Below are 12,963 nucleotides of genomic sequence, written 5' to 3'. Positions count from 1 at the left end.
TAATCGCGATCCCCCAGGATCGCCGTTCGCCATGACCCGCACCGCTCTCGTCACCACCGCCCTGCCCTATGCCAATGGTCCGCTGCACCTGGGCCATCTGGTCGGCTATATCCAGGCCGACATCTGGGTGCGCGCGCGGCGGCTGCGCGGCGACCGCACCTGGTTCGTCTGCGCCGACGACACCCACGGCACGCCGATCATGCTCGCCGCGGAGAAGGCCGGGGTCACCCCGGAGAACTTCATCGCCAACATCCAGGCCAGCCACGAACGCGACTTCGCCGCGTTCGGCGTGGCCTTCGACCACTACGACTCGACCAACTCGGCCGCCAACCGCGCGCTGACCGAGGCGTTCTACGCCAAACTCGAGGCCGGCGGCCACATCGCGCGGCGCTCGGTGGCGCAGTTCTACGATGCGGCCAAGGGCATGTTCCTGCCCGACCGCTACATCAAGGGCATCTGTCCCAACTGCGGCAGCGCCGACCAGTACGGCGACAACTGCGAAGTCTGCGGCGCCACCTATGCGCCGACCGAGCTGAAGGAGCCGAAGTCGGTGATCTCCGGCGCCACTCCGGAATTGCGCGACTCGGAGCACTTCTTCTTCGAGGTCGGCCGCTTCGACGGCTTCCTGCGCGAATGGCTGGCCGGCGACGTGGCCCTGCCCGGGGTCAAGGCCAAGCTGATGGAGTGGCTGGACAGCGAGGGCGGGCTGCGCGCCTGGGACATCTCGCGCGACGCGCCGTACTTCGGCTTCGAGATCCCCGGCCAGCCGGGCAAGTACTTCTACGTGTGGCTGGACGCGCCGATCGGTTACCTGAGCAGCTTCCAGACCCTGTGCGCGAGCCTGGGCGAAGCGTTCGAACCGCACCTGGCCGCCGGCACCGCCACCGAACTGCACCATTTCATCGGCAAGGACATCGTCAACTTCCACGGCCTGTTCTGGCCGGCGGTGCTGCACGGCACCGGTCACCGCGCGCCGACCCGGCTGCACGTCAACGGCTACCTGATGGTGGACGGCGCGAAGATGTCCAAGTCGCGCGGCACCTTCGTGATGGCGCGCACCTACCTGGACGTGGGCCTGGAGCCGGAAGCGCTGCGCTACTACTTTGCCGCCAAGTCCTCCGGCGGCGTGGACGATCTGGACCTGAACCTGGGCGACTTCGTGGCGCGGGTCAATGCCGACCTGGTCGGCAAGTTCGTCAACCTGGCCAGCCGCTGCGCCGGCTTCATCGACAAGCGCTTCGGCGGCCGGCTGGCCGATGCGCTGCCGGACCCGGCGCAGTACGCGCGCTTCGCCGCCGCGCTGGCGCCGATCCGCGACGCCTACGAGCGCAACGACGCGGCCAGCGCGATCCGCCAGACCATGGCCCTGGCCGACGAGGCCAACAAATACATCGACGAACACAAGCCGTGGGTGATCGCCAAGCAGGACGGCGCCGACGCGCAGTTGCAGGCGGTGTGCACGCAGGGCCTGAACCTGTTCCGCGTGCTGGCCGGCGCGCTGAAGCCGGTGCTGCCGCGCACCAGCGCCGAGGCCGAAGCCTTCCTGTCCGCGCCGCTCACCGCCTGGGAAGATCTCGACGCGCCGCTGCTGGCGCACGTCATCCAGTCCTACACCCCGCTGTTCACCCGAATCGACCCCAAACTGATCGACGCCATGACCGACGCCTCCAAGGACACCCTCGCCCCCGCGCCCGCCGCCGCCAAGCCGGCGCCGGCCAAGACCGAAGCGAAAGCCGCCGCGAATCCCGAATCCCCACTCCCCAATCCCGGCCTCATCGGCATCGACGATTTCGCCAAGCTCGACCTGCGCATCGGCAAGGTGCTGGTCTGCGAATTCGTCGAGGGTTCGGACAAGCTGCTGCGTTTCGAACTGGACGCCGGCGAACTGGGCAAGCGGCAGATCTTCTCCGGCATCCGCGGCAGCTACGCCGAGCCGGAAAAACTGGTCGGCCGCAGCGTGGTGTTCATCGCCAACCTGGCCCCGCGCAAGATGCGCTTCGGCCTGAGCGAAGGCATGATCCTGTCGGCCGGCTTCGACGGCGGCGCGCTGGCGCTGCTCGACGCCGACAGCGGCGCGCAGCCGGGGATGCCGGTGCGCTGAAGGCCGGGATTCGGGATTGGGGAGTGGGGATTCGTTGAAGCGAATCCCTTGCCCGATCCGCTCCATGACGCGCTTTGCGAATCCCCAATGCCGAATCCCCAATCCCTTGCTCTTTTCGACTTCGACCACACCGTCACCACCACCGATACCTATTCGCGGTTCCTGCGCCGCGTCGCCACGCCGCGGCAGCTGGCGCGGGCGAAGTGGTCGGTGGGGCCGTGGCTGGCCGGCTATCGGCTGGGCCTGATCTCGGCGCAGGCGATCCGCAGGCCGGTCACCCGGATCGTGTTCGCCGGCCGGGCCGCCGAAGAGATCGCCGCGCATGCCCAGGCGTATGCGCACGAGGTGCTGCCGACGCTGCTGCGCCCGGAGACGATGCAGCGCATCACCTGGCATCGCGCGCAGGGCCACAGCCTGGTGCTGGTGTCCGGATCGTTGGACCTGTACCTGCAGCCCTGGTGCGAGCAGCACGGGCTGGCGTTGATCTGCAACCGCCTGGAAGCGCGCGACGGGCGGCTGACCGGCCGCTACGCCGATGGCGATTGCGGGCCGCACAAGGCGCGCCTGATCCGCGCGCGCTACGATGTGGCCGCCTATCCGCGCGTCTACGCCTACGGCGACAGCCGCGAAGACCGGCCGATGCTGGCGCTGGCGCACGAGCGTTGGTACCGCGGACGCCGCATCGCCTGACCCTCGTCCTGCAGCGCGCCGCATCCGGCACGCCGAATCCGCCATGAAGCCCGCCCAAGACAATCTGCTGGAACGCCTCGATCGCCTGCTGCCGCAGACCCAATGCGGCCAGTGCGGCTTCGATGGCTGCCGCCCGTACGCCGAGGCGATGGCGCGCGGCGCGGCGCAGGTGGACCGCTGCCCGCCCGGCGGCGATGCCGGCGCGCGGGCGCTGGCGCGCGCGCTGGGCACCGTGCCGCTGCCCTACGACCGCCGCCGCGGCACGCACAAGCCGCCGCAGGTGGCGTTCGTGATCGAGGCCGACTGCATCGGCTGCACCAAGTGCATCCAGGCGTGCCCGGTGGACGCCATCGTCGGCGGCGCCAAGCACATGCACACGGTACTGGCACCGCTGTGCACCGGCTGCGAGCTGTGCGTGCCCGCATGCCCGGTGGACTGCATCGAGCTGCGCCCGGTCTAGGCGCCAGCGCCCCGCACGGATCGCGCCACGCTTGCGCGTGCATGGTGCAAGCAAGCGGAAAGGGATGAGCGCATGTCCGCGCCCGCGAGATGCCGCAGCACCGTGCAGGCGCGGGAGCGCGCTTGCGAGCCGGGCTTGCCAGGACAGCCGCCGGGTCCGCGCCGCGCGACCTGACGCGGCCTGCCCGGAATGGATGACGCGCCCCGGCGTCCGGCGTCGGCGCGGCCGTCAGCGCATCCGGATCGGCGCCCGCTGCGTATTGCCAGCTGTCACCGTCTCGCGGAAGCGCCACGCATGCCCATGCCGATCGCCCTTTCCCCACTCGCCCGCGCGCGCCAGCCGCTGGCCGCCGCTGTGTGCCTGACCGTGTTGGGCGTCGCCGCCCCGGCGCAGGCGATGCTGCACTACGACGGGCTGGCCTATGCGCCGAACGGCCAGCAACTGCTGTACCGCGAGAGCCACTGGGTGCGCGACGACGGCGCGCGGCTGGTGCTGTACCGCTGCGCCGACGGCACGCCGTTCGCGCGCAAGCGCATCGCCGACGGCAGCATCGCCCCGGATTTCGAACTGGTCGACGCGCGCAGCGGCTACCGCGAAGGCGTGCGCCGTGCCGGCGGCGGCCGGGTGATGTTCAGCCAGCGCGACGGCGAGCCGGAACGCAGTGCGCCGTTGCCGGCGACGGCGGCGCCGCAGGTGATCGATGCCGGATTCGATGCCTTTCTGCGCCTGCACTGGGACGCGCTGAGCCAGGGCACACCGCAACGCGTCGCCTTCGTGTTGCCCAGCGCCCTGCGCACGCTGGAGTTCCAGATCAAGCCCGCGGCGGCCGACGCCGGCGTGCAGCGCTACACCCTGTCGGTGGACGCCTGGTACGGCGGCGTGCTGCCGAATATCGCGGTCGCCTACACGCGCAACGACCGCCGCCTGCTCGAATTCCGCGGCATCGGCAACGTCCGCGACGCGCGCGGCCGCTACGCGCAGGTGCGCATCGATTTCCCCGAGCGGCTGCGCGGTCAGGCCGACGCCGCCGCATGGAACCAGGCGCTGCAGCAACCGCTGGTCGCGCAATGCGCCGCGCGCTGAATCGCGCCGGCGCCACCTTCACGTCCGTCTGCGTCGCGGCCGCTACACCTATGCAGCGGTCTCCCACACCTCCCGACAAGGAACATCCATGGCCAAGGCCTATCTGTGGTTCAACGCTGCACTCTATGCAGTCCTCGCGCTGTGGTGCACGCTGTTGCCGGCGCAGACCGCCGCCGCGGTCGGCTACATCGGCCTGGACCGCTCCGGGCAGTCCGAATACCTGGTCATCTACGGCGGCCTGCAATTGGGGATGGCGTTCCTGTTCGGCTATTTCGCCCGCAGCGGGCAGATCCGTAACGGGCTGGTGCTGGCGCTCGCCTTCTACGTGCCGATCGTGCTCTACCGCAGCGCCAGCCTGCTGCGGCTGTGGCCGGTCGGACCGACCACCACCGGCCTGGCCGTGTTCGAGATCGCGCTGCTGCTCGCCGCGCTCGCGCTGTGGCGCGGGCAGCGTCGTTGAGCGACGCGCGCGCCGAAAGCCTGTAGCATCGCTGCCACCTTCGCCACCGCTCCCCGGCATGACCGAGACGCCCGATCACGACGAAGCAGGCCAATTGCTGGTCGCCACTGCGGCCGGCGACAGCGCCGCGTTCGAACGCCTGTACCGCACCACGTCGTCGCGCCTGTTCGGCGTATGCCTGCGCATCGTGCCGCAGCGCGGCGAAGCCGAAGACGTGCTGCAGGAAGTGTTCACCTCGGTCTGGCGCAAGGCCGCGCAGTTCGATCCGCAGCGCGCGCGCGGCCTCACCTGGCTGACCATGATCGCGCGCAACAAGGCCATCGACTACCTGCGCGCGCGCGCGCCGGCGCGTCACTCCGTGGCGCTCGACGACGCCGGCGAACTGCACGACGACGGCCGCGACCCGCTGGCCGAGACCGAGTGGCGCGTCGCCGGACGGCGCCTGGACGTGTGCATGGGCGAACTGGAGCCGCCGCGCGGCGACCTGATCCGCACCGCGTTCTTCGAGGGCATCACCTACGAGGAGCTGGCTCACCGCAGCGGAACGCCATTGGGCACGGTCAAGAGTTGGATCCGGCGCGGTCTGGCCAAGCTGAAGGCGTGCCTGGAACGATGAACGCATCCGTGCCCGATCCGCAGGAAACCCCGCCGCCGCGCGACGTGCTGGCCGGCGAATACGTGCTTGGCGTGCTCGATGCAAGCGAACGCCGCGCCGCCGAACAACGCATCGACGCCGACGCCGAGTTCGCCGCGGCGGTAACGCAATGGCAGCAGCACCTGATGCCGCTGGCCGACGAGATCGCGCCGGTCGCGGTGCCGGAACGCGTGTGGGTGCGCATCCGCGCATCGCTCGGCCTGGATGCGCCGGTGCCGCGCGCGCCGACGGCATCGCCTGGCTTCTGGGAAAGCGCGCGCACCTGGCGTTGGCTGAGCGCCGGCGGTTTCGCCACCGCAGCGGCGTGCATGCTCACGCTGATGGTCGCGCGGCAGCCGCTCCCGCCGCAAACGCCCACCCCGCCGGTCGCCACGGCGCCAGCAGACACCGGCATCGCGATGACCTCGACGCTGATGCAGGACGACGGCAAGCCCGGCTACGTGGTGCTGATGGACGCCGACAAGAAGCGCATCACCCTGACCCCGCTGGCCGGCAGCCGCGACCCCGCGCGCGTGCCGGAGCTGTGGCTGATCCCGGCCGACGGCAAGGCGCGCTCGATGGGCGTGTTCGACGACGCGCAGGCGCGCGCGGCGCGCATTCCCGACGCGCTGATGCCGTTGCTCAGCGACGGTGCCTTGCTGGCGGTGACGATGGAACCACCCGGCGGCGCGCCCGGCGGCGTCGCCACCGGTCCGATCGTGGCAAAGGGCGGTATCAGCACGCTGCGCCTGGCGCCGTAGCCAGGCCGCCGCGGCGCCAGCTGTTCCTTCTCCCTGCGGGAGAAGGGGCGGATGAGGGTACGGGCGAAGCCTCAAAGATCCAGACGCGCCCGCCTGTCCGTGCCGACGTACCCTCACCCCAACCCCTCTCCCGGCGGGAGAGGGGCTACTGCGGCTCGTAGACAATGCAACGCAGACTGCGCACCTCCCTTCTCCCTGCGGGAGAAGGTGCCGCGAAGGGGCGGATGAGGGTACGGACGAAGCCTCACAGATCCAGATGCGCCAGCCTGTCCGTGCCGACGTACCCTCACCCCAACCCCTCTCTCGGTGGGAGAGGGCTACTGCGGCTCGTAGACAATGCAACGCAGACTGCGCACCTCCCTTCTCCCTGCGGGAGAAGGTGCCCCGAAGGGGCGGATGAGGGTATGGGCGAAGCCTCAAAGATCCAGACGCGCCCGCCTGTCCGTGCCGACGCACCCTCACCCCAACCCCTCTCCCAGTGGGAGAGGGGCTACTGCGGCTTGTAGACAATGCAACGCAGACTGCGCACCTCCCTTCTCCCTGCGGGAGAAGGTGCCCCGAAGGGGCGGATGAGGGTACGGGCGAAGCCTCAAAGATCCAGATGCGCCAGCCTGTCCGTGCCGACGCACCCTCACCCCAACCCCTCTCCCGGTGGGAGAGGGGCTTGAGCGCCGTGTGTCGGTGACACGCTCGGCGCTCGCGCTGCGCGTGATCATCAGAAGCACCGCGAACCCGCACGTTCACCCGGCCACCACTCGCGCGCAGGCAGCATCGCCGCAGCCGTCGCGCATGCGCCGGGCAGCCTGATCCTCCGACGATTCGACCTGAGTGGACGCCGCCGCTAGCGGCGACCGCATGCGCTGCCGTGGCCGGCCATCGATGCCGGCCGCAGTGCGCACAGACGCCGCGACGCGAGTGCATCCGTCTTCCGGCTTTGTCCGTATCGCTATCCGAATCCCCACGAGATGCGCTTGTGCCAAGCCCCGTTCCGGACCAGCCCCGTGAACCCACCGCTGCGCCTGCCGAGGCGCCCGCGCGCCGCGGCGGCGTGGCGCGCACGTTGCGGCGCTGGTTCGACACCGGCGCGGAGATCGAACTGGACGAGGCCCGCGCCGATCGCATCGACTGGCTGCGCGCCGCACCCTATTTCGCCCTGCACCTGGCCTGCCTTGGCGTGTTCTGGGTCGGCGCGTCGTGGTTCGCAGTGGGCATGGCGGTGGCGATGTACGCCGTGCGCATGTTCGCGCTCACCGGTTTCTACCACCGCTACTTCGCGCATCGCGCGTTCAAGACCTCGCGCGTGGTGCAGTTCCTGTTCGCCGCGCTCGGCGCGACCTGCGTGCAGCGCGGGCCGCTGTGGTGGGCCGCGCACCACCGCAACCATCATCGCCACACCGATACCCCGGCCGACCCGCATTCGCCGCGGCAACACGGTTTCTGGTGGAGCCACAGCGGCTGGTTCCTGACCCCGCGCGGCTTCCGTACCGACTGGGAGGCGATCCCGGATCTGCGCCGCTTCCCGGAACTGCGCTTCCTCGACCGCTTCGACCTGCTGCTGCCGGTGCTGCTGGCGCTGGCGCTGTTCCTGCTCGGCGGCTGGCTGCAACGCCACCATCCGCAACTCGGCACCGACGGACCGCAACTGCTGGTGTGGGGCTTCTTCGTCTCCACCGTGGCGCTGTTCCATGCCACCTTCACCATCAACTCGCTGGCGCACCGCTTCGGCAGCCGCCGCTTCGACACCCGCGACGACAGCCGCAACAACGCCTGGCTGGCACTGCTGACCTTCGGCGAGGGCTGGCACAACAATCACCACTTCTTCCCCGGCGCGGCGCGGCAAGGCTTCCGCTGGTGGGAAATCGACCTGACCTGGTATGGCCTGAAGGCGCTGTCGTGGACCGGCCTGATCCGCCAGTTGCGGCCGGTACCGGCAGGGCTGGTACGGGCGCAGGCGCGCGCACGATGAGCCGCATCGCGGTAGTGGGCTCGGGCATCGCCGGGCTGGGCTCGGCCTGGCTGCTGTCGCAACGGCACGAGGTCACCCTGTACGAGGCCGCCAATTACTTCGGCGGGCACACCCATACCCATGCGATCGAACTGGGCGGCGTGGAGTACGCGGTGGACAGCGGCTTCATCGTGTTCAACCCGCAGCACTATCCGCTGCTGAGCAAACTGTTCGCGCAGCTCGGCGTGGCCGCGCAACCGACCACGATGAGCTTTTCGGTACACGAAGCGCGCAGCGGCCTGGAATACAACGCAGGCAGTCTCGGCGGCCTGTTCTGCCAGCCCGGCAACCTGGCCAGCCCGCGCTTCTGGCGCATGCTGGGCGATCTGCGCCGTTTCTACCGGCAGGCGCCGCAGGTGCTGGCCGATGCCGCGCAGGCGCAGCTGACGCTGGGCGAATTCCTGCAGCGACATGGCTACTCGGACGTGTTCCGCGACGCGCACCTGGTGCCGATGGCGTCGGCGCTGTGGTCTTCGCCGTCGCAGCGGATCCTGCAGTTCCCGATGCGCCAGCTGATCGGCTTCATGGCCAACCATCACATGCTGCAGATCAGCGGCCGGCCGCAGTGGCAAGTGGTGCAAGGCGGCTCCAACAGCTACGTGCGCGCGCTGCGCAGCCGCTGGCGGGTGCACGAGCGCATCGGCACGCCGGTGCGTTCGGTGCAGCGGCTGTCGCAGGGCGTATCGGTGCTGACCGAGGCCGACAGCGACGCCGATGCGCAGCACTACGACCACGTGGTGCTGGCCTGCCACGCCGACGACGCCCTGCGCCTGCTCAACGACGCCAGCGCCGCAGAGCGCGAGATCCTCGGCGCGATCGCCTACCAGGACAACGACACCGTGCTGCACACCGATGCGCGCGTGCTGCCGCGCAACCGCCGCGCCTGGGCCGCCTGGAACGCGCACGTGCCGGCCGATCCGGACGCGCCATGCACGGTCAGCTACTGGATGAACGCACTGCAGTCGATCGCCTCGCCGCAGCCGTTCATCGTCAGCCTCAACCGCAGCGACGACATCGATCCGGCCAAGGTGCTGCGGCGCATGCGCTACCGGCACCCGCTGCAAACCCACGCTTCGGTCGCCGCGCAGGCGCGCAAGGGCGAGATCCAGGGCCAGCGCGGCACCTGGTTCGCCGGCGCCGGTTGGGGCTTCGGCTTCCACGAGGACGGCCTGCGCAGCGCGGTCGACGTCGCCGCCGGGCTAGGGGTACCCTGGCCATGAATCTGCTGCGCAGCGCTACCGTGTCCGCCCCGCCGGCTGGCGCCGTCTCGACAACGCCGGCGGCGGCGGGCACGACCAAGCGCGGGCTGCACAGCGCGCTCTACAGCGGCTGGGTCCGGCACCGCCGCCATGCGCCCAAGCCGCTGGCGTTCCGCTATCCGATCTTCCTGATGTACCTGGACTTGGCCGAACTCGAGCAGGTGTTCGCGCGGCGCTGGCTGTGGTCGGTCGGCCACCGCAACCTGGTCGAATTCCGCCGCAGCGACTACCTCGGCGATCCGGCGCAAGCGCTGGACGAAGCCGTGCGCGACCGCGTGCAGCAGCACTGCGGCGAACGCCCGCTCGGCGCGGTGCGCATGCTGACCCACCTGCGCTACTTCGGCCACTGCTTCAATCCGGTCACCTTCTACTACTGCCACGACGCGCAGCAGCGCCTGCACAGCATCGTCGCCGAGATCACCAACACGCCGTGGAAGCAGCGCCACGCCTACGTGCTGCCGGTGGCCGCCGCGCGCAGCCACGGCAGCGTGCATGCCTGGCGTTTCGACAAGCGCTTCCACGTCTCGCCGTTCATGGCGATGGCGCACGAGTACGCATGGCGCTGCAGCGAGCCGGGCGCGCAGTTGCGCGTGCACATGGACGTGCTGGATCCGCAGCCGACGGCCAGGCGCTTCGACGCCACGCTGGTGCTGCAGCGGCGCGAACTCTCCGGCGCCAGCCTGGCGCGCGCGCTGCTGCGCTATCCGGCGATGACCCTGCAGGTCGTGGCCAAGATCCACTGGCAGGCGTTGCGCCTGTGGCTGCGCGGCAATCCGGTGCACGACCACCCCGACCATTCCCTTCCGCGAGAACGCCGATGAACGCTCCGCACGCGCCCTCCTCCGCTTCCGTCGCGCTGACCCCGGCCGCGCCGCCGCTGCGCGGCCTCGACCGCCTGCTGCGGCGGCGCCTGCTGGCCACGCTCGACGGCTTGCGCGACGGCCAGCTGCGCATCGAGGAAGCCGGCGCGATCACCACGTTAGGGAGCGCCACGTTAGGGAGCGCCACGTCAGGGAGCGCCCCCCTGGGCAGCGCCACGCAGGCGGACAGCGCACTGCACGCGCACCTGCGCATCCGCGATCCGCGCTTCTACCGCCAGGCCGCGCTGAACGGCAGCGTCGGCGTCGGCGAGGCGTACATGGACGGACTGTGGGAATGCGACGATCTGGTCGCGCTGGTGCGCCTGCTGGTGCGCAACCGCGAGCGCCTGGACGCGATGGAGACCGGCCTGGCCCGTCTCGGCGGCATGGCGATGCGCGGCCTGCACGCGCTGGCGCGCAACACCCGCGCCGGCAGCCGCCGCAACATCGCCGCGCACTACGACCTGGGCAACCCGCTGTTCGAACTGTTCCTGGACCGCAACCTGATGTATTCCTCGGCGATCTTCCGCGATGAAGACGCCGCGCTCGGCGACGCCGCGCTGGAGCGTGCCGCCGAGCGCAAGCTGCAGCGCATCTGTGCCAAGCTCGACCTGCAGCCGCACCACCATGTGGTCGAGATCGGCACCGGCTGGGGCGGTTTCGCGCTGCATGCGGCCAGACATCATGGCTGCCGCGTCACCACCACCACGATCTCGCGCGAGCAGTACGAACTGGCCCGCCAGCGCGTGGACGCGGCCGGCGTGTCCGATCGGGTCGAGGTGCTGTTGCGCGACTACCGCGACCTCGACGGCCGTTACGACCGGCTGGTCTCGATCGAGATGATCGAGGCGATCGGCCACCAGTACCTGGACACCTATTTCGGCAAGGTCGGCAGCCTGCTCAAGGACGACGGCCAGGCGCTGATCCAGGCCATCACCATCGAGGACCACCGCTACGCGCAGGCGCTGAAATCGGTGGATTTCATCAAGCGCCACATCTTCCCCGGCAGCTTCATTCCCTCGGTGGCGGCGATGACCGGCGCGATCGCGCGGGCCAGCGACCTGCGCCTGTTCAACCTGGAAGACATCGGCCCCAGCTATGCGCTGACCCTGCGCGCCTGGCGCCAGCGTTTCATGGCCAAGTTGCCGCAGGTGCGCGCGCTGGGCTACGACGAACGTTTCATCCGCATGTGGGAGTTCTACCTGGCCTATTGCGAGGGCGGCTTCCTGGAGCGCTCGATCGGCGACGTGCACCTGTGGCTGAGCAAGCCGGGCGCGCGCCCGGCGCAGTTTGCGCCGGCGTTGGCAGGCGACGCATGAGCAACCTCGCCAACTACGTCGCGCTGCAGCTGCTGTGGCTGGCGGCCGTGATGGGCGCCGGGCACGGGCTGGCCTGGGCCGGCCCGGCGGCGCTGGCGCTGTTCGCGCTGTACCAGTTGCAGCCGCGCCGCCGCGCGCGCGGCGATGCGGCGCTGATGGCGCTGGCGTTATTGCTCGGCGCCGGCGTCGATACCGTGCTGGCCGCGGGCGGCTGGGTACGCTACGCCGCGGCGCTGCCGCCGGCGCCGTGGCCGCCGTTGTGGATCCTGGCGCTGTGGGCCGGCTTCGCGCTGACCTTCAACCATTCGCTGGCCTGGGTCATGCGACACCCGTGGCGCGCGGCGCTGTTCGGCGCGGTGTTCGGCCCGCTCGGCTACGTGCTGGCCGCGCGCGGCTGGCAGGCGGTGACGCTGAGCGCGCCGCTGCTGCACCCCGTGCTCGCGCTGGCGTTGGCCTGGGCCGCGGCGCTGGCCGTGCTGAGCGTGGCGACGCGGCGGTTGTCCGCGACGGCGCAGCCCGCGCCACGCATCGCAGGCGCCGCGCCATGAACGCCTGGCCGCTGCTGCACGTGGGTGCGTTCACTGCGCTGGTCATGCTCGCCGGCTGGGCCTGGCAGCGACGCAGCGGCAACGCCGGCGTGGTCGATGTGCTGTGGGCGGCGTGCATGGCGCTGGCCGCGCTGTACTGCGCCTGGCGCGCCGACGGCGCCGCGCTGCCGCGCGTGCTGACCGCGGCGATGGGCGGAGTGTGGGGCGCGCGCCTGGCCTGGCACCTGGGCGTGCGCGTGTTCGGCGATGCGCACGAGGATGGCCGCTATCGCGCGCTGCGCGAACACTGGCACGGCGACCAGCGCCGCTTCCTGCTGTTCTTCCTCGGCCAGGCGCTGGTCGTGGTGCTGTTCGCGGTGCCGCTGTCGATCGCCGCGCACGCTCCGCTGCCGCAGTGGAGCGTGTGGACCACGCTGGCGCTGGCGACCTGGCTGCTCGCGGTGGGCGGGGAAAGCCTGGCCGACCGCCAGCTGGCCGCGTTCCGCGCCGATCCGGGCAACAAGGGCAAGACCTGCCGCCGCGGCATGTGGCGCTACTCGCGGCATCCGAACTATTTCTTCGAGTTCGTGCACTGGTTCGCCTACGTGTTCCTGGCGGTGGGCAGCGGCGCGCTGTGGGTCGGCATCGCCGCGCTTGGGCCGTTGCTGATGTTCGCGTTCCTGTACCGCGTCACCGGCATTCCCTATACCGAACAACAGGCGCTGCGCTCGCGCGGCCAGGACTACGCCGACTACCAGCGCAGCACCAGCGCCTTCTTTCCGTTGCCGCCACGGCAATGACCCC

12 protein-coding genes and 1 pseudogene are annotated in these 12,963 nt (G+C 70.5%); all 13 read left to right on the top strand.

Going from position 1 to position 12,963, the window contains the following annotated elements:
* Window positions 1–31 precede the first annotated feature (31 nt).
* The 13 genes and pseudogenes from metG to HDC36_RS00630 all read left to right on the top strand — a co-directional run bounded on the left by metG (window position 32) and on the right by HDC36_RS00630 (window position 12,959).
* Window positions 32–2,101 (top strand): methionine--tRNA ligase, encoded by a 2,070-nt coding sequence (gene metG, locus HDC36_RS00690; RefSeq protein WP_179563765.1) that lies wholly within the window; start codon window positions 32–34, stop codon window positions 2,099–2,101.
* A gap of 87 nt (window positions 2,102–2,188) precedes the next feature.
* Window positions 2,189–2,791 (top strand): HAD family hydrolase, encoded by a 603-nt coding sequence (locus HDC36_RS00685; RefSeq protein WP_179563764.1) that lies wholly within the window; start codon window positions 2,189–2,191, stop codon window positions 2,789–2,791.
* Complete coding sequence (rnfB, locus tag HDC36_RS00680) at window positions 2,685–3,251, top strand: Rnf electron transport complex subunit RnfB (RefSeq protein WP_255432556.1); 567 nt, start codon at window positions 2,685–2,687, stop codon at window positions 3,249–3,251. Before HDC36_RS00685 ends, rnfB begins: the two co-directional genes overlap by 107 nt.
* Window positions 3,252–3,545: 294 nt before the next feature.
* Complete coding sequence (locus HDC36_RS00675) at window positions 3,546–4,334, top strand: hypothetical protein (protein WP_179563762.1); 789 nt, start codon at window positions 3,546–3,548, stop codon at window positions 4,332–4,334.
* Between the two features lie 88 nt (window positions 4,335–4,422).
* The gene (locus HDC36_RS00670) at window positions 4,423–4,794 is read left to right on the top strand and encodes a DUF4345 domain-containing protein (RefSeq protein ID WP_179563761.1); all 372 of its coding nucleotides are present in this window, start codon (window positions 4,423–4,425) and stop codon (window positions 4,792–4,794) included.
* A gap of 58 nt (window positions 4,795–4,852) precedes the next feature.
* Window positions 4,853–5,410 (top strand): sigma-70 family RNA polymerase sigma factor, encoded by a 558-nt coding sequence (locus HDC36_RS00665; RefSeq protein ID WP_179563760.1) that lies wholly within the window; start codon window positions 4,853–4,855, stop codon window positions 5,408–5,410.
* Window positions 5,407–6,189, top strand: coding sequence for an anti-sigma factor (locus HDC36_RS00660; protein ID WP_179563759.1), 783 nt, complete (start codon window positions 5,407–5,409; stop codon window positions 6,187–6,189). The genes HDC36_RS00665 and HDC36_RS00660 overlap by 4 nt, the downstream gene beginning before the upstream one ends.
* Window positions 6,190–7,249: 1,060 nt before the next feature.
* Window positions 7,250–8,155 (top strand): acyl-CoA desaturase, encoded by a 906-nt coding sequence (locus HDC36_RS00655; protein WP_218848011.1) that lies wholly within the window; start codon window positions 7,250–7,252, stop codon window positions 8,153–8,155.
* A complete protein-coding gene (locus HDC36_RS00650; protein ID WP_179563757.1) occupies window positions 8,152–9,414 on the top strand; it encodes an FAD-dependent oxidoreductase in 1,263 nt (420 codons plus the stop codon). Before HDC36_RS00655 ends, HDC36_RS00650 begins: the two co-directional genes overlap by 4 nt.
* A gap of 80 nt (window positions 9,415–9,494) precedes the next feature.
* A pseudogene (locus HDC36_RS00645) lies at window positions 9,495–10,274 on the top strand (DUF1365 domain-containing protein); the annotation flags it as partial.
* The gene (locus HDC36_RS00640) at window positions 10,271–11,632 is read left to right on the top strand and encodes a cyclopropane-fatty-acyl-phospholipid synthase family protein (protein ID WP_255432555.1); all 1,362 of its coding nucleotides are present in this window, start codon (window positions 10,271–10,273) and stop codon (window positions 11,630–11,632) included. The pseudogene HDC36_RS00645 and the gene HDC36_RS00640, both read left to right, overlap by 4 nt.
* Entirely contained in the window at window positions 11,629–12,180 is a 552-nt protein-coding gene (locus HDC36_RS00635) for a DUF2878 domain-containing protein (RefSeq protein WP_179563755.1), read from the top strand. The genes HDC36_RS00640 and HDC36_RS00635 overlap by 4 nt, the downstream gene beginning before the upstream one ends.
* Window positions 12,177–12,959 (top strand): DUF1295 domain-containing protein, encoded by a 783-nt coding sequence (locus HDC36_RS00630; RefSeq protein ID WP_179563754.1) that lies wholly within the window; start codon window positions 12,177–12,179, stop codon window positions 12,957–12,959. The genes HDC36_RS00635 and HDC36_RS00630 overlap by 4 nt, the downstream gene beginning before the upstream one ends.
* Window positions 12,960–12,963: the final 4 nt, after the last annotated feature.

Source organism: Xanthomonas sp. JAI131 (genome assembly GCF_013410075.1).
Classification (GTDB): domain Bacteria; phylum Pseudomonadota; class Gammaproteobacteria; order Xanthomonadales; family Xanthomonadaceae; genus Xanthomonas_A; species Xanthomonas_A bonasiae.
The sequence above is the reverse complement of the archived record's forward strand: the minus strand, read 5'-3'. Positions and strand labels throughout refer to the sequence as shown.

Excerpts from the sequence above, each read along its gene's own strand:
- metG (WP_179563765.1), top strand. The coding sequence starts at position 32 with ATGACCCGCACCGCTCTCGTCACCACCGCCCTGCCCTATGCCAATGGT.
- HDC36_RS00660 (WP_179563759.1), top strand. The coding sequence starts at position 5,407 with ATGAACGCATCCGTGCCCGATCCGCAGGAAACCCCGCCGCCGCGCGAC.
- HDC36_RS00670 (WP_179563761.1), top strand. The coding sequence starts at position 4,423 with ATGGCCAAGGCCTATCTGTGGTTCAACGCTGCACTCTATGCAGTCCTC.
- HDC36_RS00665 (WP_179563760.1), top strand. The coding sequence starts at position 4,853 with ATGACCGAGACGCCCGATCACGACGAAGCAGGCCAATTGCTGGTCGCC.
- HDC36_RS00630 (WP_179563754.1), top strand. The coding sequence starts at position 12,177 with ATGAACGCCTGGCCGCTGCTGCACGTGGGTGCGTTCACTGCGCTGGTC.
- HDC36_RS00650 (WP_179563757.1), top strand. The coding sequence starts at position 8,152 with ATGAGCCGCATCGCGGTAGTGGGCTCGGGCATCGCCGGGCTGGGCTCG.
- HDC36_RS00685 (WP_179563764.1), top strand. The coding sequence starts at position 2,189 with ATGCCGAATCCCCAATCCCTTGCTCTTTTCGACTTCGACCACACCGTC.
- rnfB (WP_255432556.1), top strand. The coding sequence starts at position 2,685 with ATGTGGCCGCCTATCCGCGCGTCTACGCCTACGGCGACAGCCGCGAAG.
- HDC36_RS00640 (WP_255432555.1), top strand. The coding sequence starts at position 10,271 with ATGAACGCTCCGCACGCGCCCTCCTCCGCTTCCGTCGCGCTGACCCCG.
- HDC36_RS00675 (WP_179563762.1), top strand. The coding sequence starts at position 3,546 with ATGCCCATGCCGATCGCCCTTTCCCCACTCGCCCGCGCGCGCCAGCCG.
- HDC36_RS00635 (WP_179563755.1), top strand. The coding sequence starts at position 11,629 with ATGAGCAACCTCGCCAACTACGTCGCGCTGCAGCTGCTGTGGCTGGCG.